This window comes from Actinoallomurus acanthiterrae, from assembly GCF_054775715.1.
This window is the reverse complement of the sequence record NZ_BAAHCO010000001.1, coordinates 1,849,539-1,871,237: the sequence shown is the minus strand read 5'-3', so window position 1 is coordinate 1,871,237 and position 21,699 is coordinate 1,849,539. Positions and strand designations below refer to the sequence as shown.

The 21,699-nt window shown below is 73.5% G+C and carries 15 protein-coding genes; 2 read left to right on the top strand and 13 right to left on the bottom strand.

Features of this window, described 5'->3' with window-relative positions; all coding sequences use genetic code 11:
* Nucleotides 1-30 precede the first annotated feature (30 nt).
* Entirely contained in the window at nucleotides 31-1,092 is a 1,062-nt protein-coding gene (locus tag ACYVF7_RS09225) for an oxidoreductase (RefSeq protein WP_460337762.1), read from the top strand.
* On the opposite strand, the gene ACYVF7_RS09220 is transcribed toward ACYVF7_RS09225, so the two are convergent.
* A complete protein-coding gene (locus ACYVF7_RS09220; protein ID WP_460337759.1) occupies nucleotides 1,053-1,745 on the bottom strand; it encodes a TetR/AcrR family transcriptional regulator in 693 nt (230 codons plus the stop codon). The two genes, ACYVF7_RS09225 and ACYVF7_RS09220, sit on opposite strands and share 40 nt — an antisense overlap.
* 78 nt (nucleotides 1,746-1,823) lie before the next feature.
* Here ACYVF7_RS09220 and ACYVF7_RS09215 point away from each other — a divergent pair, with 78 nt between their 5' ends.
* Nucleotides 1,824-2,741, top strand: coding sequence for an MBL fold metallo-hydrolase (locus ACYVF7_RS09215; RefSeq protein ID WP_460337756.1), 918 nt, complete (start codon nucleotides 1,824-1,826; stop codon nucleotides 2,739-2,741).
* A gap of 9 nt (nucleotides 2,742-2,750) precedes the next feature.
* Here ACYVF7_RS09215 and ACYVF7_RS09210 read toward each other — a convergent pair whose 3' ends face one another.
* The 12 genes from ACYVF7_RS09210 to ACYVF7_RS09155 all read right to left on the bottom strand — a co-directional run bounded on the left by ACYVF7_RS09210 (nucleotide 2,751) and on the right by ACYVF7_RS09155 (nucleotide 21,697).
* The gene (locus tag ACYVF7_RS09210; protein WP_460337753.1) at nucleotides 2,751-2,912 is read right to left on the bottom strand and encodes a hypothetical protein; all 162 of its coding nucleotides are present in this window, start codon (nucleotides 2,910-2,912) and stop codon (nucleotides 2,751-2,753) included.
* A gap of 58 nt (nucleotides 2,913-2,970) precedes the next feature.
* Nucleotides 2,971-5,481, bottom strand: coding sequence for a discoidin domain-containing protein (locus tag ACYVF7_RS09205; protein WP_460337750.1), 2,511 nt, complete (start codon nucleotides 5,479-5,481; stop codon nucleotides 2,971-2,973).
* Nucleotides 5,478-7,202: an alpha-(1->3)-arabinofuranosyltransferase domain-containing protein gene (locus tag ACYVF7_RS09200; protein ID WP_460337747.1), complete on the bottom strand. Its 1,725-nt coding sequence runs from the start codon at nucleotides 7,200-7,202 to the stop codon at nucleotides 5,478-5,480. The genes ACYVF7_RS09205 and ACYVF7_RS09200 overlap by 4 nt, the downstream gene beginning before the upstream one ends.
* 115 nt (nucleotides 7,203-7,317) lie before the next feature.
* A complete protein-coding gene (locus tag ACYVF7_RS09195; protein ID WP_460337744.1) occupies nucleotides 7,318-8,997 on the bottom strand; it encodes a glycosyltransferase in 1,680 nt (559 codons plus the stop codon).
* A complete protein-coding gene (locus ACYVF7_RS09190) occupies nucleotides 8,994-9,758 on the bottom strand; it encodes a glycosyltransferase (protein WP_460337741.1) in 765 nt (254 codons plus the stop codon). Before ACYVF7_RS09190 ends, ACYVF7_RS09195 begins: the two co-directional genes overlap by 4 nt.
* 12 nt (nucleotides 9,759-9,770) lie before the next feature.
* Nucleotides 9,771-9,902 carry a hypothetical protein gene (locus ACYVF7_RS09185; protein ID WP_360895546.1) on the bottom strand — a complete coding sequence of 44 codons (132 nt, stop codon included), beginning with the start codon at nucleotides 9,900-9,902 and terminating at the stop codon, nucleotides 9,771-9,773.
* Entirely contained in the window at nucleotides 9,902-11,905 is a 2,004-nt protein-coding gene (locus ACYVF7_RS09180; RefSeq protein ID WP_460337738.1) for a hypothetical protein, read from the bottom strand. Before ACYVF7_RS09180 ends, ACYVF7_RS09185 begins: the two co-directional genes overlap by 1 nt.
* A 475-nt stretch (nucleotides 11,906-12,380) precedes the next feature.
* Nucleotides 12,381-14,942 carry an acyl-CoA dehydrogenase gene (locus tag ACYVF7_RS09175; RefSeq protein WP_460337735.1) on the bottom strand — a complete coding sequence of 854 codons (2,562 nt, stop codon included), beginning with the start codon at nucleotides 14,940-14,942 and terminating at the stop codon, nucleotides 12,381-12,383.
* A gap of 25 nt (nucleotides 14,943-14,967) precedes the next feature.
* On the bottom strand, nucleotides 14,968-17,166 hold the full coding sequence (locus ACYVF7_RS09170) for an acyl-CoA dehydrogenase (RefSeq protein ID WP_460337732.1): 2,199 nt from the start codon (nucleotides 17,164-17,166) through the stop codon (nucleotides 14,968-14,970).
* 144 nt (nucleotides 17,167-17,310) lie between these two features.
* Nucleotides 17,311-19,245: a hypothetical protein gene (locus ACYVF7_RS09165; protein WP_460337729.1), complete on the bottom strand. Its 1,935-nt coding sequence runs from the start codon at nucleotides 19,243-19,245 to the stop codon at nucleotides 17,311-17,313.
* 102 nt (nucleotides 19,246-19,347) lie between these two features.
* Nucleotides 19,348-20,130 (bottom strand): EI24 domain-containing protein, encoded by a 783-nt coding sequence (locus tag ACYVF7_RS09160; RefSeq protein WP_460337727.1) that lies wholly within the window; start codon nucleotides 20,128-20,130, stop codon nucleotides 19,348-19,350.
* 52 nt (nucleotides 20,131-20,182) lie between these two features.
* A complete protein-coding gene (locus ACYVF7_RS09155) occupies nucleotides 20,183-21,697 on the bottom strand; it encodes an SDR family oxidoreductase (protein ID WP_460337724.1) in 1,515 nt (504 codons plus the stop codon).
* Nucleotides 21,698-21,699 lie beyond the last annotated feature (2 nt).

Below are 21,699 nucleotides of genomic sequence, written 5' to 3'. Positions count from 1 at the left end.
CGATCAGCGAGCGACGAGGGAGAAAGGTCAATGAGCCGACAGGAGCAGACTAACGAGTGGGGCGGGGACCGGGCATTGCTGCAGCCGGTGACGCTCGGCGACCTCCGGCTGCCGAACCGGGTCGTCATGGCGCCGTTGACGCGGTGCCGCGCGGCCGGCGAGGACCTGGCGCCGACCGACCTGCACGCCGCCTACTACGGGCAGCGGGCCGGCGCCGGTCTGATCGTCGCCGAGGGCACCTGGACGAGCGAGCGGGCCATCGGCTGCTATCCGAACGTTCCCGGCATCTACACCGAACGGCAGGTCGCCGCCTGGAGCCGGGTCACGCGGGTCGTGCACGCCCTGGGCGGTCGCATCGTCCTGCAGCTCTGGCACGCCGGGGTCCAGTCCCTCGGCGAGCGGGAGATGACCCTCGCGGACGTCGAGCGCACGATCGCGGACTACGGCGCCGCGTCCGGGAACGCGCGGCGGGCCGGGTTCGACGGTGTCGAGATCGCCGCCAACGGAACGCACCTGATCGCGCAGTTCCTCAATCCCCGGCTCAACCGGCGGGCCGACGGATACGGCATCGGCCGGGACCGTCTGCTCTTCGAGGTGGTCGACGCGGTGACGGCGGCGTGGGACGGGCGGCGTGTCGGCGTACGGCTGTCGCCGTACTGGACCATCGACGACGATCCCTCCGCCGGCCGACAGGGCGGCGACTACCCCTGGAACGCCGACGAACGGACGCTTGCGGGCTACGACGCCCTCGTGGCCGAGCTGAACGGACGCCCGCTCGCGTACCTGCACCTCCGCGGCCCGGCGCGCGGCGAGCCCGGCTTCGACGCCTTCGCCCGGTACCGCAAGCTCTTCGACGGGCCGCTGATCGCCAATAACGGCTTCGACCGGGAGACGGGTGACGCGATCGTCGAGGCGGGGATCGCCGACGCCGTGTCCTTCGCCCGGCTCTTCATCGCCAACCCCGACCTGGTCGGCCGGTTCGCCCTGGGGCACGCGACGGCCGGCAGCGACCGGGACACCCACTACTCCGGCGGGGCGCGCGGCTACGTCGACTACCCGGCCTGGCCGTCGGGAGCGGCGCGTTCGGTGTAGTCGGAGCGGGCGGTGGGCCAGCCCTGCGGAGGGGGTGTCTGCCGGGCCAGGCCGATCAGTGTGGAGCGGACGACGCGCTCCGCCTGGTCGTCCACGGCCTGGGGGGTGTCGAGGCGCATCAGGCCGTCGACGAGCAGGACCGCGAGGCCGTGCACGGCCGCCCAGACCACGAAGTCGGCTCCGGGCCTGGCCGCAGCGGGCAGGTCGCCGGATTCGACCAGGCGGTCGAGCTCCGCGGCGAGGATGTGGTGCGGGTGCGGACCCGACGGATCGCCGCCCCCCGCCCTGAACACCAACCGGGGCACGGCGGGATCCTCCAGGGCCCAGCGCACGTAGCCTCGCCCGAGGGCGACCAGGGCTTCCGCGCCGTCTCCGTGCGCGCGTTCGTCCCCGTGCGCGCGTTCGACCGCGTGCGCGCGTTCGACCGCGTCGCTCAGGCGTTCGCCGAGCTGGGCGAGCAGTCGCTGTGCCAGGGCCCGTACGAGCGCGTCACGCGAGGCGAAGTGGTGGTAGGCGGCGCTCGGGCTGACGCCGACGCGGACGCTGACCTCGCGCAGCGACCACCCGTCGACGCCTCGCTCCCGGATCAGGGCCTCGGCGGTGTCGAGGAGGGCGGTACGGAGGTCGCCATGGTGGTACGGGCGGTCGGCCATGGCCCGATCTTAATACCGTTCAGATTGTGTGTTACGTTCGGGGCACGAACTGAACGTTGCTCAGATTGGAGTCTCCCGATGAGCGTTCCCGAGTCCGCCGCAGGCCAGACGCCTCCCGACCTCAGCTCCGCGCCCGCGCCGATCGTGCGGGGCGAGCCCGTCGAGGTCGCCGACGGCGTGTTCGTGATCCCGGATCGGCGCGTCCCGATCGTCCCCAACGTGGGCATCGTCGTCGGCGAGCGCGCCGTGCTCGTCGTCGACACCGGCGTCGGCCCCCGCAACGGCGCGTACGTGCTCGACCAGGCCGAGCGCCTGGCGGACGGCCGGCGGCTGTACCTGACGCTCACGCACTTCCACCCCGAACACGGGTTCGGCGCGCAGGCGTTCCGCGGCTCGGCCACGATCATCTACAACCGGGCACAGCACGAGGAGCTTCGGCGCAAGGGCGCCGCGTACCTGGACATGTTCAAGGGCCTGAGCGAGAACATCGCCGCCGAACTGGCGGACGTGGAGTTCGTCGACCCCGACGTCACCTATGCGGGCGAGGCGCGGCTCGACCTCGGCGGGCGCACCGCGGTGCTGCGCGAGTGGGGCCCGGCGCACACCGTTGGCGACCAGACGGTGCTCGTCGACGGCGACGTGCTCTTCGGCGGCGACCTGATCGAGACGCGGATGTTCCCCATCGCGCCCTACATGCCGCCGTACGACACCGACGTGGACGGCGGTCGCTGGATCGAGGTCCTCGACGAGCTGCTGGCGATCGGTCCCCGGACGGTCGTGCCCGGACACGGTGAGGTCACCGACATCGGACTCATCCGCGACGTCCGCGACTACCTCGCCCACGTCCGCGAACGCGTCACCGACCTCAAGACGGCGGGCACCTCCGTCGAGGAGGCCGTGGACCGGCTCGATCAGGAGGCCCGCGCCCGCTGGAGCTCCTGGGCCAACCCCGAGTGGATCGGCTTCACCGTCCGGGCGTTCTTCGCCGCCGCCTGACGACGCCGCCTAGTCCTCTCCGTACCAGTGAGCGCCGCTCGACACCTCCTGATGCCAACCGCCGTGGTCGGCGGGCAGGTCGCATCGCGGCCACCCGAAGTCGTCCATCCAGTCGTCGGGGGCCAGAGCGCCACAGAGTTCGCTCGACGGTGCCTCGGTGTCGTCTTCCACCCGAGGAGCCTATCCAGCGTGGACTCGGGTGGTTCGAGGTGACCGACGACCGTCGGCATCATTCCGGGCGGCCGGCAAGTGCCGTGAGGAGGCGGGCGACGATGAGCAGGCAGAGCAGCTGAGGCAGGGTCTCGGCGAAGAAGTGCGCCCCGGTGTGCTGCGCCGCCTGGAGCCGGAAACCGACGATCAGGGACACCGTCGCGGTGAGCATGGCCGCCGCCGGGAGCCATGGAACGGCCGCGCGTGCGCGCCACCTGCCGGGGACCATGGCGAACACCACCGCGGCGGCCGCCGCCACAGCCAGTGCGGTGACGCCTCCGGTCCAGTATCCGAGGCCGGCGGCCGCTCCGATCGTCAGGACGACGGTGAACGCCCCCCGCTCGCGCACGACCGGCTCCACCTCCTGCCGGGAACGGGACGGCCACAGCGCGGCGATCAGCAGGACGACCAGGAAGTTCAGGCCGAGCAGGACGGCGGCCTGGTAGGGGCGGTCGGGCGCGTACGACAGGCGGACGGTGCCCACCGTGCCCGCCGGGAGCGCCCACGCCTGCCGCCAGCCGTCGATGCGCACCGGCCGCAGCGTCCGGCCGCCGATCGTCGCACGCCACCCGGCGTTGAAGTTCTCGTTGACCACGAGGTACGACGCGCGCTGCGCCGAGACCTCGACCTGCCGGTGCTCGGACGTCCACCGCGTCACCGTCACCGGCGAGGACTCGCGGGCGGGAGCGGTTCCCGCCGGAGTCAGTACGGCCGAGTCGACGCGGAAGGCGTCGAAGGGAACCTGGGCCAGCCGGTCGTCCCCGGCCTTGAGCGTGACCGAACGGCAGGCCTGGAAGCGGACGGAGCGGCCCTGGAGGAGGTCCGCGTACGTGGCCGTCGCGCGGGTCGGCACGTCCGTGCCGTTCAACCGCAGCCTCGGGCCGAAGCCGCACGGGAGGGGAACGCGGGCGCCGGGGAGCGTCGCGTACGGCTTCACCCCGGGCACGGTCACGTCCGTCACCTGCGGCAGTCCGGAGAAGCGCAGCGTCAGGCGGCTCGTGCGCATGGGCTTGAACGCCAGGCGGCCGGTCGCGTCGAGCGGGACCTCGCGCCACTGGCCGTCGTCGCCTTCCACGCGGACCTGGGTGAGGAAGGCCGCGCCCGCCGGACGCCGTACGGTGATCCGCCCGACCTCGAGTTCGCGGCCCCACGACAGCGACAGCCAGGGGGCACGGTCCCCGGTCGCGGGCACCCACGTGGTCGCCGGGTCGGCGTCGAACGCGGAGCGCGGCAGCGTCGCGGGCTCCTGGGTCAGCGTCGAGCTCGCCGTGACCTTCAGGCGGGGGTCGGTGGCGGTGTACCGCTGGATCAGGCCCGGGTCGGTGAGCGCCGCGGTTCCGGTCAGCTCGGCGGTGCCGGTACCGGCGGCGGTGCCCGTACGAGCGGCCGTGCCGGTACGGGCGGCGGTGCCGGTGCGAGCAGCGGTGCCGGTACGGGCGGCGGTGCCCGTACGAGCAGCGGTGCCCGTACGAGCGGCGGTGCCCGTACGAGCAGCGGTGCCCGTACGAGCGGCGGTGCCCGTACGAGCAGCGGTGCCCGTACGAGTGGCGGTGCCCGTACCGGCGACGGTGAGGACGCGGTCGAAGCCCGGCTCCTCGTCCCGGCGTTCGAGGAAGGGGGAGCAGACCCAGCGGATCGAGCCCCGCATGCAGGCGGGCAGCCCGCCCGGCGCCCGGGACATGACCACGGTGGCGCCCGCCGGGACGGGGGGCAGGCGGTACTCCCGGGTCGCGTGGACGCCGTCGACGTGCAGTTCGGAGATGGCGACGCGGGCGGCGGCGGGTACGGCGGGCCGCGCGGTGAGTGAGAGGACGCGGATCCGCAGCCATCGAGTGGTCCCGGCGGGCGCGTCGAGGGGCTGGGCGGCGGAGGTACGGGCGAGGTGCTGGACGGTCCGGCCGGTCTCGGTCTCCACGGCGATCTCGTCCGGCGGCGGGCCGAGGCGGTCGTCCTGGGCGAACGCCGCCGTGACGTTCCGGGGCGTCAGCGGGTGGTCGAAGTCGACTCTGAGCCACTGGCCGACCGGGCCGGTCCAGCCGCCGCTCTCCCACCGCGTCCGCGGGTCGCCGTCCAGGGCGGCGTACGGGAGGGCGCCGGGCTGGTCGAGTTCGGCCGGCGAGGTGACGTCCGACGCGGAGGCGGAGGCCGTGACGTCCTTGATGCCCGTGTAGGCGGCGACCGTCGAGTAGCGGTCCCAGCCGGGTTCGAGGATGTCCCGGCGGGTGGCGGGCACGTTCGCCCGCTCGGCGGTGGTCAGCGTGGGCGAGGTGTGGCCGCGCAGCTCACCGAAGTCGCGTTCGACCCGGCGCAGGGAGTCGGCGACGACGGGCCTGCCGACGGCTTTGGGGTCATCGTCGCCGTACAGGACGGGCCGGTCGCCCAGCACGCCGTCGTCGGCCATGGTGAGCAGGGCCTCGGGCGAGCCGTACAGCCGTAGCGCCCGGTCGGCGTCGAGCAGGCCGACCGCGTCGTCAGCGCCCTGGACCTCGTAGATCTCGACGGGCGCGTACGGCTGGTCCGGGGAGCTCACCGCGTCGTCGGGCAGGGTGGAGCCGCCGGCACACCGCCGAACCAGGCCACGCGCCGGATGCCGGGTGAGGCGTCCAGCGCCTGGTGGACGCGGGCGGGCCACGCGCCGCGCAGGTCGTCGCGGCGCAGGTCGTTCCGGACGAGGAGGTACCGTACGCCCATCCGGGCCAGGACCTCGGTCAGGCCCGCCGAGCCCTGGCCACTGGTGATCCGCTGGTCGATCGCGTCCATTATCCGGGTGAAGCCCGAGGATCCGGCGGGGACGAGCTGCCGCTCCCCCCAGCGGACGTTCAGCAGCGGCTGGGTGATCTCGTCCATGGGACGTCCCCAGAGGTACTCGCCGAAGCGCGCGCCGGGGACGGCCAGGACGCCCTGGTCGCCGGCGCGGCCGTTCAGCCAGTCGGCGGCGTCGCGCCAGTACTGCGGGACCTTCGGGAAGGCGCCCTCGGCGGTCAGGCCGGTGCTCAGCGCGGTCAGCATCACCCCGGCCAGGGCGACCGCCGCTCCGATCGGCGCCCACCGTCGCCGGGACGGGTACGCGAGCAGGTGTGCGATGCCCAGGGCGAGCGGGAGCCGTACCAGGCCGTCGAACTTGTAGAGGTTGCGGAACGGGGCCAGCGGCCCGTCGATCAGGTCCCGTACGGCGGGGGCGAGCGGGCCCGCGTGCCCGGCGACCATGACGGTCAGGCCGGTCAGCAGGGTGACGACGAGGAAGGTCCGCTCGGGGAGCCGGGCGCGGACGAGCCCGGCGAGCCCGAGGGCGGCGATGAGGCCGGTACACAGGACGGGGAACGTCTGGGTCGCGAACGCGTGGCCGAGCGGCCACCAGGCTCGTCCGTCGACCACGAGGAAGTTCACCCAGCGTTCCGCGCCGCGCAGGACGTCGGCCGGCCCGGTCGTCGCGGTCGTCGTCGTGGCCTTCTCCGTGTACAGCAGCCAGGAGTAGGCGTACCGGCCGAGAAGGAGCAGCGGCACGGACCACCAGGCGGTCGCGCAGCCGACCGCGACCGCCCACCAGGCGAGGACGCGCACGCGGAGCAGCCGGGGGCCTTTGCCGGTCCGGGTGAGCACGTAGAGGATCGGGACGACGAGCACCGCGAGCGTGGCGGTGCCGTTGATGCCACCGCAGCAGGCGACGGCCAGACCGGACCGGGCCGCCGCGCGCACCCGCCCCCCGCCGCGGGCCGCGCCGACCAGGGGCACCACCATCCACGGCAGCATGGCGAGAGGCAGATACTCGGAGGAGTTGATGCCGAGGGACGCCAGCCCGTGCGGGCCGAGCGCGTACGCGAGCGCACCGACCAGCCGGGTCGCCGGCGTGCCGATGCCCAGGCGTTCGGCGAGGCGGCGGGCGCCGAGGAACGCGATGCACAGGAGCGTCGCCAGCCACAGGCGCTGGGTGATCCAGGGCGGCATCCCGACGAGATGGCCCAGCGCGTAGAACGGGCCCATCGGAAACAGGTAGCCCGACACCTGATTCTGCAACTGCCCGAACTGCTCGATGTCCCAAAGATGCAGCGCCCGCCCGAGGAAGCCGAGCGGGTTCACCGCCATGTCAATCTTGGTGTCGGGGACGATCAGACCCGGCCGCGTCGCCGTAGCGAGCAGCGTCAGGAGCGCGCAGCACAGAAAGGTCCGCAGGCGCTCGCGGAGCCGCTCATCGACGCCTTCCTGCTGGTCGGCCGCGCCAGGGGCCGTCTCGGCTCCCGTCACCGTGGCCATCGGAGCACCTCAGTCCGAATCCATGGGAGCACCTCGGTCCGGGTCCAGGAGAGTGCGTCCGTCCGCGTCCACGGGCACGCCTCAACCCGGGCCCACGAGAACGCCCCGGCCCGGGTCAACGCGGCCATGGGAACGACCGGTCCTCCAGGCCCTGCGCCGTCCCGCTCCGGATGGCGGCGTCGAGCAGCGTCGCCATGCGTTCGGCGCTGCGCGCCCAGGTGAACTCCGCGGCCCAGGCCCGGCAGGCGGCGGCCGTCTCGCGGCGCCGCTCCGGAACGCTCAGCTCCTTCAGCGCCCGCTCGACGACGTCCGCGAGGTCCTCGCCCTCGGGCACGAGCCAGCCGGTCACACCGTCGACGACGGCGTCGCGCAGCCCATCGACGTCGTACGCGACGGTCGGCACGCCGAACGCCGCCGCCTCGGCGACGCTGAGTCCCCAGCCCTCTCCGCGCGAGGCGCTGAGGTGAAGCCGGGCGCGAGCGACGAGCGCGTCCTTCTCCACCTCCGGCAGGTAGCCGTGCAAGACGACCAGGCCCTCCAGGCCGCGCGCCGCGACCTCGGCCCGCAGCGCGGCCTCCTGCGGCCCTCGCCCGATGACGTGCACCCGGACGCGAAGCCGTTCGGCGACGTCGAGCAGCCGGCCGACGCGTTTGTGCGGGACGAGCCTGCTCACGCACACGAGCTCCGGCTCGTCGCCCGTCTCCACCGGGCTGGAAGCGGTGCCCAGGAGCGTGACGCCTTTCGGGCCGGGAGCGACATCCGGAAGGGTCACGCCGTCCGGACCCGGTGCGGCACCCGAGAGCGTCACGCCGTCCGGGACGGAACCGGCATCCGAAAGCGTGACGGCGTCCGGGACGGAAGCGGCGCCCCGGAGCGTCATGCCATCCGAGACAGGAGCGGCATCCGGGTGCATCATGCCACCCGGGCCGGAAGCGGCATCCGGAAGCGTCACGCCGTTCGGACCGGGAGCGGCGCCCGGGCCGGGAGCGGCGTCCGGGAGGGTGACGGCGTCCGGAGCGCTACCCGGGCGGGTCACGCCGTTCGGCTCGGAAGCGGCATCCCGGAGCGTCACGGTGTCCAGGCTGGGAACGGCATCCGGGCCGGGAACGGCATCCGGGCCGGGAACGGCATCCGAAAGCGTCACGCAGTCGGGACCCGGAGCGGCACCCGAGCGCGTCACGCCATCCGAGACAGGCGCGGCCCCCGAAACCGCGACGGGGTGCGGGACGGGAGCGACGTCTGGGAGGGTCACGCCGTTCGGGATGAGGTACACCGGTCCGGTCCAGGCCAGACGCTCCCGCATGGCGGTCAGCGTCGAGGGGGACACCGCGACGCAGGCGTGCCGCCGGTATGCGCGCCGGGCCACCGGGCCTTCGAGGAACCGGCCGAGGCGTGCCAGCCATCCCGGGAAGTAGAGGTGGAACTGGCCGTCGTGGACGTGGTGCACGACGCACAGAACTGGAACGCGGCGCGGCAGCACCCAGGGGGTGAAGAACGGGATGCCGTTCTGGCAGTCGAGCACGGCGTCGAACGCCCGCCGGCGGAGCAGCATCCAGGCCAGTACCAGCGGATAGACGGTGAACCGGCCGCCCCGGCGTACGATCTCGACGTCCTCGATTCGCTCCCGCCCGGCCTGCCCGGGCGCGCGTCCGGTGACGAACCGCACCCGGGCCCCCCGTGCGGCGAACCACCGGGCCATCTCCCAGGCGTACCGTTCGGCACCACCGGCCTCCGGGTGCCAGGGGTCGCGCCAGTTGACGATCGCGAGTGTCCGCAGCTCCTTCTCCGCGCTCATCCGGCCCGCAGCTCGTCGGCGAGGGCGCGGGCCCGCTGCGGCGTCGCCGAACGTCCGGCCTCGGCGCGGATGCGAAGCAGGTCACGCAGGCAGGCACCCGCGTGCCGCCTTACGGAGAACGTCGAGCCGGGCACGTCACGCCACACGACGGGAATCTCGACGGCCTCGGCACCCCGGCGGCGGCAGTGCAGCAGCAGTTCGGCGTCGAAGGCGAATCCGGCCGTACGCAGGTCGGCGGCGGCGGCCCGGGCCAGCGGTCCGGTGAAGAACTTGAACCCGCACTGCGTGTCCGCCACGCCTCCGGTCAGGTCGCGAACGAGCCGGTTGAACGCGAGGGCGCCCAGGCGACGGAGCGGTCGCCCGTACGCCTCGACGGCCGAGGCGGGGTGGCGGCGCGAGCCGATGACGACCCGGTGCCCGGCCCGGAGGAGGGCGAGGGTCTCGTCGAGGGCGTCCAGGCCGGTGGCCATGTCGGCATCGCAGAAACCGACGTACGGGGCCGCGGTGGACAGGAGGCCGGCGCGGACCGCCGCGCCCTTGCCGGGCGTGGGGCACCGCACGAGGCGTACCGGCACCGGCCCGGACCAGCGTTCGGCGATGTCCGCGGTGGCGTCGGTGCTGGCGTTGTCGACGACGATGATCGAGCCGCTCAGCGGCAGTGCGGCGAGCTTTGCCGACAGCACCGTGAGGCCGTGCGGGAGCCGACCGGCCTCGTCGCGCGCGGGGATGACGACGTCCAGCGCCTCAGCGCGCGAGCCCACCGGGCGCACCGGTCACCGGGTGCCGTAGTTGTAGAGCGGCTTGACGACCGGGTCCTGCTGAGCGGTCGTGACAACGCGCACGATGCCGAACGAGGTCAGCAGGGCCAGCACGATTCCGGCCAGGGCGGCGACGGCGATCCGCATCACGGCTCCTTCGGCGATGATCGTGCGACGAGGCTACCGACCGGTAGCCGCATTGACCAGAGAACAACCGCAAAAGTAATGAACCACGCAATTTCCACAGGCCACTGCGGCCCGCGCGTATCCGGACTCGGGGCAGCCCCCGGGATGCGGTAGAGCACCAGGTCAGGCCCTGCGACGACACGCTCGGCACCGGGCAGACGGTCCGCCCGGACGCGGTCGGGCGGGTTGGGCGGGTCAGGCACGTTGGGCCGGTCGTTGGGCGCGTCGGGCCGGTCGGGCCCCTTGGTCAGGTTGGGCACGTCGGGCACGTCGACGGCGACGTACCGGACGCCCCGGGAACGCAGCTCGCCGGTGAGCGGTGCGCCCGACCGGATGAGACGGTCCAGCGCCCGCGCGCGTCGGTCCTCGACCGCCATACGCAGGTCGCGCCCGCCTGTCCCCACCTGCACGGCGTCGTTCACGATCACCCGGCCGGGCAGGAAACGTGGCAGCGGGTCGAGCACCCGGCGCCCGCCGTTCCAGGGGTAGCTCCGGTACGCCTCCCAGGGCAGGACGAGCACGTCCCCGGGGGCGGCTTGTATGACGGCCCGCGCCCGCGCCCAGTCGGGGGGATAGCGCACAGCGTGCAGCCGCCCACCCGCGCCCCAGGCGAGTCCCGGCAGCAACGCGACGGGTGCCAGCAGGCCCAGGATCGCGAGCTCCGGACGACCGGCATCGCCGCTCCGAAGGAAACGCCACCAAGCTGAAGCCCCCGGCCGAGTTACCGTTCGGCTGACACTTCCGCCGGGTTCGGACCCCGTCCTGGACGGCGTGCGAACCCGGCCGATCTGCGGCCGGTCATCCGCGTCTGTGGCGCCGGTTCCGCGGCCACGGCCGAGAGCGTCGACGGCCATCCCGATCCCGACGGCAACGACGAGGGCCAGCGGCGCGACGTACTGCTGGCCGTCCCGCAGCACCGCGAACCCGGGCCACAGACCGATCGCCCCGCGCAGCACGCCGGGCGCGACCGCGCCGAGGGCGGCGACGACCAGGCCGACGAGCGCGGCCGTCCCCAATCCCCGCACCGGGGTCGCCTCGTCGACGAGCGCAGCAGTCCCCAGCCCTCGTGCCCGGCCCGCCGCACCGCCGCGTACAGCAGCCCCCAGCCCCTGCACCCAGACCACCGCACCCTCACGCACGGCGGAGCCCAACCTCCGTACCCGGCCCGCCGCACCACCGCGCGTGTACACGGCCAAGGCGAGCAGGACGACGCACAGCCAGAGAACAGCCGTCACGGCGGCGCCGTATCCGGGTGGCACGGTCTCGGCGTTCCATGCGCCGCCGAGGAGGAGCAGGCTGCCGAGCGCGCCGAACGGCGTGTCCGCGCGGGCCGCGAACGCCGCCACCCCGGCTGGATCCGCCGGGACGCCAGAGAACCGCAGTAGGGAGGGCACTAGCCACGGCAGGCTCATCACGAACAGTACGGCGAGCGGCCGCCGGATCGATCGCCGGCGCAGCGACACCACGAGCACGACCAGGCCGGAGACGGCCATCGCGGCGAAGCCGCCGATCGCCGCCGGCACCAGGGCCAGGACCAGCCGCCGTGAATCGCCGCGCGCGGCGGCCCGGACGGCCCAGGGCAGCGCCGCGTACCCGAGGAGCAGCGCCCACTGGCCGAGCAGCAGGCGTTCGGCGACGAACGGGTTCCAGGCGTAGACGACGCCCCCGGCCAGCCGGGCCGTAAGCCGCTCGGACGGGACCAGAGCCGCCGCGGACACGCAGGCGATCACGAAGATCGCCAGCAGGATCCCCTTCTGGACGAGGTCGGCGGGCGCGAGATGGGCCAGTGCCGTCACGACGGCGTCGCTGGGCACGTGCCGCGGCAGCATCCCGGTCAGCCCGAACGTCTCCCGATCGAACACCGGACGCGGTACGAACACCATGTCGTACGCCAGAACGAACCCCGGCGCAAGCGCGGGACCGAGCGCGAGCAGGCCCAGAACGAGCCCGGTCGCGGCGGCCACGGCCGTCCCACGACGGGACGACGCCCTGGCATCCCGGCTCGGCGTCTCGGAGCGGCTCGAGGAGTCACCCGGCACCGCCCCGGCGCCCCCGTCAGGAGGCCCAAAGCGGCCCGAGGCCCCATCCCGCACGGCCCCAGCGCTTCCGTCAGAAGGCCCAAAGCGATCCGAAGACCCACTCGACACGGCTCCGGCACCCACGCCAGAAGGCCCAGAGCGATCCAAGGACCGGCCCGGCAGCGCCCGGGCACCTCCGTCAGAAGGCCCCGGATGCCCCGAGGACCCGCCCCGCACCACCCCAGCGCCCCGATCAGAAAGCCCAAGGCCGTCCGGCACCGCCCCAGCATCCCCATCAGCGGACCCAAGGCCACCCGGCACCGCCCCAGCATCCCCATCAGCGGACCCAAGGCCGTCCGGCACCGGCCCGGCGCCCCCGTCGGGGGACCCAGGGTCGCCGGAGGGGGCGCTCGGCACCGGCTTAGTGTCCCGGTTCGGGGTCCCGGGGCAGCCCGAGGAGGCGTTCGGCGATGACGTTGAGGTTGACCTCGGTGGTGCCTCCGCCGATGGTCATGGCCCGGGAGGCCAGCAGGAGCCTGGTCCACTCCCCGCGCGGGCCCGCGCCGCTCGGCCCGGTCAGCGCGCCTTCGGCGTCCAGCAGTCCGAAGCCGTACTCGGTGATCCGCTGGCCGTGCTCCATGCCGACGAGCTTGCTGACGTTCGCGGTCGCGCCGGCGTCCACGCCCGACAGCCGCTTGAGGGTGGCGCGCAGGCCGAGCAGCGCGAACACGTGCGCGTCGGCGACCAGCCCGCCGAGGCCGTCGCGGACGACCGGATCGTCGGTGAGGCCGAGGTCGCGAACGAGGTCCAGCAGCCGGGGCAGGTCCCCGCCGAGTTGCCAGCCGGTCGACAGGTTGACGCGTTCGGCGGTGAGCGTCACCCGTGCGACCTGCCAGCCGGCGTTGACCGGACCGACGACGAGGGAGTCGGGCACGAACACCTCGTCGAGGAACACCTCGTTGAAGAGCTCCGCGCCGGTCAGGTCCTTCAGGGGCCGCACCTGGACGCCCGGAGACGTCATGTCGACCAGGAAGTAGGTGATGCCCTCCCGTTTCGGCGCCCCCGGATCGGTTCGGGCGACGCAGATCCCCCACTGGGCGTACTGAGCGAGTGAGGTCCAGATCTTCTGCCCCGACAGCCGCCAGCCGCTCTGCCCTCCGTCCTCGTGACGGCGCCCCACCACCCCCTGCTCTCCACCCCCGTGGCTGCGCCCCACCACCCCCTGTTCTCCACCTCCGTGGCTGCGCCCCGCCACCGCCTGCTCTCCACCCTCGTGGCTACGCCCCGCCGCCCCCTCGGCCCGTTCGGCGCGGGTGCGCAGGCCGGCCAGGTCCGAGCCCGCGCCCGGCTCGCTGAACAGCTGGCACCACACGATCTCGCCCCGCAGTGTCGCGGGCAGGAAGCGTTCCTGCTGTTCGGGCGTGCCGTAGGCGGCCAGCGACGGCACGACCCACGCGCCGATGCCCAACTGCGGGCCCTGGATCGAGGCGGCCCGCAGTTCCTGGTGGATGACGACCTGTTCGAGCGGGGAGGCGGCCCGGCCCCAGGGGCGCGGCAGGTGCGGCTGTACCCAGCCGCCGGCGGCCAGTTCCGCGACGCGCTCCCGCTCGCCGAGGGCGGCCAGCTCGGCCACGCGCGCGCGGATGTCCCGCCGCAGCGGCTCGGCCTCGGGCGGCAGATCGATCTCGCGCTCCCGGGTCGTCCCCGCAAGGGCGAGCCCGGCGATCGATTCCCGCCACCGCGCCGTGCGGCCCAGGACGGACCGCAGCGCCAGCGCGCGCCGGTAGTACAGGTGGGCGTCGTGCTCGAAGGTGTATCCGATGCCGCCGTGCACCTGGATGCAGTCCTCGGCGCAGGCGACGGCCACGTCCGGCGCGACGAGGGCGGCGACCCCGCCCGCGTACGCGATCTGCTCTCCAGCGGCGACCCCGGTCGCGTCCGGGACCTGGTCGCCGGCGGTGATGGCCTGCGCGGCGTCCCATACGGCGGCGCGGGCCTTCTCCAGCTCGATCAGCATTCGGGCGCACTTGTGCTTGACGCCCTGGAACTGCCCGATCGGCCGGCCGAACTGCTCGCGCGACCGGGCGTACGACGCCGCCGCATCGACCGCCCACCCTGCCACCCCGCACGCCTCGGCGCCGAACACCACCGCGGCGAGGGCCAGGACGTCCGGCCGGGTCAGGCTCGTCAGCCGCCGGTGCGGGGGCACGGTCACGCCGTCCGGCGTGACGCGCGCCACCTCGCGGACCACGTCGACGCCGCTCAGTGCCTCGATGCCGCCGCGCAGCTCCCGCCGGTGCAGCACCGCCCATTCCTCGGCCCCGTCGTCGACGGCGACCGGGGCGACGATGAGATCCGCGGCGAGCCCGCCCGGGATCGGACCGGCGGCGCCGTCCACCACCAGGGCCTCGCCGTCGCGTCGGCCGGTCAGCCCGGCTGCCAGGCACACTGCGCCGGTCACCGTGCCCTCGGCAAGGCCGCGCAGCAAGTCCCTGGGCGCGTCGGCCGCGGCGAGGACCGCGCTCGCCAGTACGGTCGGAACGTACGGTCCAGGTGCCAGCGCCCGTCCCATCTCCTCGACGGCCACCGCGAGCTCCAGCAGCGAGAAGCCCTGCCCGCCATGTTCCTCCGGCAGGTGCAGTGCGAGCAGCCCCTGCGCCGCCAGCTCCGGCCAGAAGCCGGGCCGCGACGCGCATACCGCCTGCTCTCCACTCCCGTGGCTTCGGCCCACCGCCGCCTGCTCTCCACCCTCCTGGCTTCGCCCCACCGCCGCCTGTTCTCCACGCCCGGGGCTGCGCCCCGCACCCTGTTCTCCACCCCCGTCGCTGCGCCCCGCCGCCTGTTCTCCACCCCCGTGACTGCGCCCCGCCGCCCCCTCGTCCGCCACGGCCGCCCGCACCACCGTGCGGGGCACGTGCCGCGCGGTGAAGCGACGTACGGTCGCGGCCAGCTCTTCGTGCTCCTCGGTCAGTCCGATCCCCATGCGCCGCTCCCCCGTCGTCCCTGTCCTACTTGCCGGGCTCCGGGTCGCGGGGCAGGCCGAGCAGGCGTTCGGCGATGACGTTCAGCTGGACCTCGGTGGTGCCGCCGTAGATGGTCATCGACCGGCTGAACAGCATGTAGCGGGCCCAGATGTTGGTGGCCTGGCCCGGTTCCTCCTCGGCGGCGACCGCGCCCTGTGACGCCCAGATGAAGTCGGCGGCCTCCTGGTTGTACTGAACGCCGAGCAGCTTGCGGACGCTCGCCTCGGCGCCCGGCTCCGCCCCGGAGATCTGCTTCAGCGTGAGCCGCAGGCCGAGCAGGTCGATGGCCTGGCCCTGGCACAGCAGCCCGCCCAGCTCGGCGAGCGTGACCGGGTCGACGTCCTTGCCCTGGAAGGCGCCCAGCAGTTCCTTGGTCCCCGCGCCGAGCCCCTGCCCGCTGGAGAGCTGGACCCGCTCGTTGCTGAGGGTGTTGCGGGCGACCTTCCAGCCCTGGCCGACCTCGCCGACCACCTGGTCGTCGGGCACGAACACCCCGTCGAGGAACACCTCGTTGAACATCGCGTCGCCGGTCAGCTCCCGCAGCGGCCGTACGTCGACGCCTTCGGCCTTCATGTCGACGACGAAGTACGTGATGCCGTCGTGCTTCTTCGGCTCGACCGAGGTACGGGCGACGCAGATCGCCCATTCGGCGCGCTGGGCGATGGACGTCCAGATCTTCTGGCCGGTGAGCCGCCAGCCGCCCTCGACGCGCTCGGCCCGCATCTGCAGCGAGGCGAGGTCGGAGCCCGCGCCGGGCTCGCTGAACAGCTGGCACCACACCAGTTCACCGCGCAGCGTCGGCGCGAGCCAGCGCTCCTGCTGCTCCGGCGTGCCGTACGTCACCAGGGACGGCACCACCCACGCGCCGATGGCGAGCTGCGGGCCCTTCACCTTCGCGGCACGCAGCTCCTGCAGGATGAGCACCTGCTCCATCGGGGACGCGGCCTTGCCCCACGGGCGGGGCAGGTGCGGGAACACCCAGCCCTCGTCGCCCATCTTCGCGTGCCGCTCCCGGTCGTCGGTGATCGCGGCGAGCTGCTCGACCTCCGTACGGATCCGGTTCCGCAGCGGCTCGGTGTCCTCGTCCAGCTCGACCTCGACCGCGCGGCGCACGCCGTCGAGCGCCAGCCGCGCGACCGAACCGGCCCACTCCTTGCCCGGGCCGAGCAGCGCGCGCAGCGTCGAGGCGCGGCGCAGGTACAGGTGGGCCTCGTGCTCCCACGTGAAGCCGATGCCGCCGAGCACCTGGATGCAGTCGCGAGCGCAGCGCAGCGCGGCGTCGGGCGCGACGGCGGCGGCGACCCCGGCCGCGAAGGCGGACTCGTCCGCGGCGTCGTCGGAGGCGCGGGCGGCGTCCCATACGGCGGCGCGGGCCTTCTCCAGCTCGATCAGCATCCGGGCGCACTTGTGCTTGACGCCCTGGAACTGCCCGATCGGCCGGCCGAACTGCACGCGTACCTTGGCGTACTCCGCGGCGGTGGTCACGCACCAGTCGGCGAGGCCGGCGGCCTCGGCACCGAGGAGCAGCGCGGCCAGGTCGAGGACCTCCGGGCCGGTGAGGCCGGTCAGGATGCGGTCGGCCGGGACGGTGACGTCGTCGGCGGACACGCGGGCGACGCGGCGGGTGCGGTCCAGGCTCTTGACCGGTGTGACGGTGAGCCGGGCGGCGTCGACGGCGACCCACTCCTCGCCGTCGTCCGTGGTCACCGGGAGCACGATGACGTCGGCGAGCCCGGCGCCCAGCACCGGCTCGGCCGTACCGCTGATCGTCAAGCCGCCGTCCGCGTGGTGGCCGGTGAGGCCGCCCGCCAGGGACAGGGCGCCGATCAGAGAGCCGTCGGCCAGGCCCGGGAGCAGCTCGGCGTGGGACTTGATCGCCTGCTCGGCGCGCAGCAGCGCGGCACTGGCCAGCACCGTCGGCAGGAAGGGGCCGGGGACGACGGCCCTGCCGAGCTCCTCCAGCGCGACCGCGAGCTCCAGCAGGCCCGCGCCCTGTCCGCCGTGTTCCTCGGGCACGTGGAGCCCGAGGAGACCCTGCTCGGCCAGTCCGGGCCAGAAGGCGGGGCGGACCTCCTGCTCAGCGTCGAGCGTCGCGCGTACGACGTCCACGGGGGCGTTGCGCTCCGCCCACCCGCGCACGGCGTCGGCGAGCGCCTCGTGCTCCTCGGTCAGCCCGATGGCCATGTCCCCACCCCATTCGCTGGCGTCCTGTTGCGGCCTACCTTAGATCGCAGCCGACGCCGAGTGGAATGGGATTCGGTATGGCTTTCGGGGACCGAGTCCGGATCAAGGCACCTTGGGCATGGCTTTCGGGGACCGAGGCCCGGATCAGGACACCTTGATGGAGTGCATCACGTAGTTCACGTCCGGCCACAGCTGCTTGTGGGTGTTCGGCACCGTCATGAGCACCACCCCCGGCTCCTTCTTGCCCGTGTCCACGAGGGCGACCGTGAAGATCTCACCTGTGGCCTTCACGCCCGGCCGGTGGAACGTCAGGTAGTAGCCGACCAGCCATCCCTTGTGCCCGTCGACCTCGAGCGATTGGGAGGCCAGCACCTTCTTCTTGTGCTTGTAGCCGTACATCCGCGCCTCGTACGTGTCGGCCACGTGGGTGGCGGCGGTCCGCTCCGACCCCGGCCCGTTGTAGGCGTCCTTGTCGGCGCCGCCCAGCTGGGCGCTCAGCAGCCGGCCCCAGCGCTTCGGCTGGTTTCCGGCCTTCTCGGTGATGGCGAACTGGCCGGCGCTGAACCCGAGCTCGGCCATGGCGCTCTTCTGCGTCTGCATCTGCCAGGGCTTGCCGAGCTTCGGGTACGAGAGCCCGGCCCGCGGGTCGGTGATGTGGCCCACCGGCTTGGTGTGGTCGCCCTTGAACTGCGTGAGGGCCTTCTCCGGCTCCGGGTTCGTCGCCTGCCCGCCCTTCTTCGGCGACGTCTTCACAGGACGGCTCGGGACGGCGGAGTGGGCGGTGGAGTCCGAACCCCCGTGCGCCTTGATGAGGTAGGCGCCCGTCGCCGCGACCACGCCGACGACGAGCACGCCGAGGCCGGCGAACAGCTTCTTCTTCGTGCCGCCTTCCTCGTCGTCGAAGTGGTCGCCCGGCGGCGGAGCGGTCAGATTCTCGCCACCACCGGAGCTCCCCTCCTCGCGCATCCAGTCCGGCAGCCGCAGGTTGCCGCTGCTCGGCTTGCCGGGCTGCGGCGGCGCGGCCGGCGCCACCACCTTGTCCCACATGCCCGGGTGGCCGTCCTGCGCGAAGAAGTCGTTCTCCGCGTCCTGGTCCTCGGCCGACACGCGACGGTCCGCCGGAGGCGGCGGGGCCATCGGCTCACCGGCGAACGTCTCGCCCGGAGCGCGGAACGACTGCGGCGCGGGCGCGTCGTCGTACGCCTCCCGGCCGTTCGGCGCGACCGCGCCAGGGGTGCCCTCGCCGGGGGCGAGCAGCGACTCGAACGAGAACGGCTGAGGCCCGGAGTCCATACCGGGACTCTCGGTCTCGGGGAATCCGGCGACCATGTCCCGCCCCGGGTGGGACGAGCCGAACGACGGGTCCGACACCTCGTACCCGTACGTGGCGTCGCGCGCGTCGTACGGATCGACGTGCGGGGCCTCCGAACCGAACGGCGGCGTCGAGCCGGAGGGTGCGGAGCCCGCAGCGTCGGAGGGGAACTCCGCCGTCGAGGCGGGGCCGAACGGACTCGACGGCGTCTCCGGCGGCGGTGTCACCGACTCGAACGCCGTGGTCGGCTCCGCGTAGGGCTCGGGCTGCGCGTCGGCCCCGAACGAACTCGCGGCGGGGAACGACGGACCCTGCTCGGACGCGCCCGCGGCGAACTCTCCGGCCGGGCCGAACCCGCCCGGCTCGGTGAACGAGCCGAACCCGCCGGACCCACCCGGCTCAGGTGACGGTTCGAACCCGCCGGACTCCGTATACGGACCGAACCCGTTCGGCTCACCCGGCTCGGCGGCCGGCGGCGAACCGGCGGCCGACTCCCGTGACGTGTCGGCGGGCTCGAACGGCGCACGCTCGCGGCGCCCCGTCTCCTCGGGGTCCGGCGGCGTCGAGACACTGGGGAACCCGCCGGTCGGCGCGTCGTCATCCGCAGACCAGGAACCGGGCTGACCGCTCGCGGGAGGGAAACCCGAGGGTGCGGCGTCCTGTCCGCTGACCGCGGGAAGCGGGCCTGTCGGCTCATCTGGTTCGGAGTACGGGCCGCTTTGGCTGCTCGCCGGACGCCACTGCCCGGCGCTCCCCTGATCAGACATGCCGCACAGGTTACGTGAAGATCAACTATTCTCGCTTCGACCGGTAATTACGCTACGGCCACAGCTTGTTAGCCACGGCGTGGCGAGAACGTGACATCTCCCTCACTCCGCGTTCCCGATCAAAGCCCCTCGATCCGGCGGAATCGCCGGTCGGGCAAGTCTTTCGCGCGCGAGCAGAGTGCCGCCCGCCACCGCTCCCGGCATGGCCAGCACGGCTCCGAGCGGGATGAGGAACACCACAAAGACCGTGACGCCGAACCCCAGGACCAGCCGCTTGTCCCGGCGCAGGAGCGCGAAGCGCTCCCGCCGTCGTATGCCGCGCCGCTCCAGCGCGATCGACGTCAACTCGAACGTGAGGAAAAAGCCCGACACGAACGCCGCGACGACGGGGACGACGGTCTGCCCGATCGCCGGTATGAAGCCCAGAGCGAAGAACAGCACCGCGAACAGCGCGGTCACCGTCCCGACGACGATCGCGTCGGCGATGGCGCGCGCGAGTTGCCGCCACAGCGAGACCCGCGCCTCGGGGGGAAGACCGCCCGCGCTCTCCTCCACCCGCCCGGAGAGGCTCTCGTAGAAGGGATCGCCGACGATCAGGGTGACGGCCGTGAACGTGACGATCGCGATCATGACCGCGGCCCCGAAGACGAGAACGGCGATCAGCCCGCGGGTGACGTCGCGGAGGTCCTTCGACCAGTGGTCGGCGAACGGGCTCATGGCCTTCGCCAGGTCCCAGTCGTAGCGCGCCAGGACGACCAGGGCGACGACGTAGGCGACGAGGACGATGAGGGCCGGGATCAGACCGAACAGCCACTGTCCGGGCCGCCGCGCGACCCACGCCATGCCCCGCAGGAAATACCGGATTCCGTCCACCAAATCTCGCACGCGCCCACATTAGAGCCCGATCATGGTGTGACGTCGCGGAACAGGCACGCCCTCACCGTACGGGCGCCGCCGGCCCGCCCGCCCGTACGTCCTCCCGCTCGGCCGCGCGGCGCACGCCCCGCCGCATCCCGCCGAAGACGATGCCGTGGAACGGCCGGATCGCCCACCAGTAGAGATGGCCGAGCAGACCGTGGGGGTGGAACAGCGCGCGCTGGCGGTACCACGTCCGGCCTTCTCGCTCCTCGACCGCGAGTTCCAGCCAGGCGAGTCCGGGCAGCCTCATCTCCGCGCGCAGGCGCAGCAACGCGCCGGGGATCACCTCCTCAACGCGCCAGAAGTCCACGGCGTCGCCGACGCGAAGCCGGGACGGGTCGCGGCGTCCCCGCCGCAGCCCGACACCGCCGAGCAGCCGGTCGATCCCGCCCCTGACCGCCCAGGCGGCGGGCCAGGAGTACCAGCCGTTGACCCCGCCCACGCCCTCGATGACGCGCCACAGCCGCCCGCGCGACGCGTCGACCGGCGACTCCCGCAGGTCGGAGTACAGCGTTCCGCCCGCCCAGTCCGGATCCGTCGGCAGCGGGTCGCTGGGCGCGCCCGGCACCGACGCGGACGACCAGCGGGTGCTGACGTCGGCGTCGCGGACGCGCTGAAGAGCCAGGCGCACCGCCTCGTCGAAGCCGATCAGGCCGCCCGGCGGGTCGGGCACGTACCTGGCGATGTCGTGCTCCCGGCACACCGCCTCGTGGCGCTGCGACTCCACCAGCGGCTGTGCCAGCCCGCCCGGGACCGGCGTGACCAGGCCGACCCACAGGCTCGACAGGCGCGGCGACAGCACCGGAACGGGCAGGACGACGCGGCGCGGCAGCTCCGCCACCGCGGCGTACCGGCGCATCATCTCCTCATAGGTCAGGACGTCGGGACCGCCGATGTCGAACGCGCGGCTCACCGAGGACGGCAGCTCCGCGCAGCCGACCAGGTACCGGAGCACGTCCCGCACCGCGATCGGCTGCGTGCGGGTGCGCACCCACCGGGGCGTGATCATCACTGGCAGCCGTTCGGTGAGGTAGCGCATCATCTCGAAGGACGCCGAGCCGGAGCCCAGGACCACCGCGGCACGAAGCACCGCGGTGGGCACGCCCGAGGCCAGCAGGATGGATCCGACCTCCGCTCGCGAGCGCAGGTGCTCCGCCACACCGGCGGCCTCGGCGCGCGGCCTCGGCCCGCCGAGGTAGACGATCCGCCCGGTCCCCGCGTCGCGGGCCGCGTCCGCGAAGGTCCGCGCCGCCTGCCGATCCCGCTCGGCGAAGTCCCGGCCGCCGCCGAGGCCGTGCACCAGGTAGTAGGCGACGTCCACTCCGTCGAGGGCGCGCCGGACGGCCACCGGATCGGCGACGTCGGCGCGGGCGGCCTCCACCCGTCCGGCCCACGGATGGTCACGCAGCCGTTCGGGGGACCGGGCGAGGCAGCGTACGCGGTATCCCGCGTCGAGCAGTTCCGGCACCAGCCGCCCGCCGACGTACCCCGTCGCCCCGGTCACCAGGCACAGCCGCCCCTCCTCCGCGTCCACGA

Bases quoted from the DNA above. Each gene is read 5' to 3' on its own strand.
- ACYVF7_RS09225 (WP_460337762.1), top strand. From the start codon at position 31: ATGAGCCGACAGGAGCAGACTAACGAGTGGGGCGGGGACCGGGCATTG.
- ACYVF7_RS09220 (WP_460337759.1), bottom strand. From the start codon at position 1,745: ATGGCCGACCGCCCGTACCACCATGGCGACCTCCGTACCGCCCTCCTC.
- ACYVF7_RS09215 (WP_460337756.1), top strand. From the start codon at position 1,824: ATGAGCGTTCCCGAGTCCGCCGCAGGCCAGACGCCTCCCGACCTCAGC.
- ACYVF7_RS09200 (WP_460337747.1), bottom strand. From the start codon at position 7,202: ATGGCCACGGTGACGGGAGCCGAGACGGCCCCTGGCGCGGCCGACCAG.
- ACYVF7_RS09195 (WP_460337744.1), bottom strand. From the start codon at position 8,997: ATGAGCGCGGAGAAGGAGCTGCGGACACTCGCGATCGTCAACTGGCGC.
- ACYVF7_RS09185 (WP_360895546.1), bottom strand. From the start codon at position 9,902: ATGCGGATCGCCGTCGCCGCCCTGGCCGGAATCGTGCTGGCCCTGCTG.
- ACYVF7_RS09175 (WP_460337735.1), bottom strand. From the start codon at position 14,942: ATGGGGATCGGACTGACCGAGGAGCACGAAGAGCTGGCCGCGACCGTA.
- ACYVF7_RS09170 (WP_460337732.1), bottom strand. From the start codon at position 17,166: ATGGCCATCGGGCTGACCGAGGAGCACGAGGCGCTCGCCGACGCCGTG.
- ACYVF7_RS09165 (WP_460337729.1), bottom strand. From the start codon at position 19,245: ATGTCTGATCAGGGGAGCGCCGGGCAGTGGCGTCCGGCGAGCAGCCAA.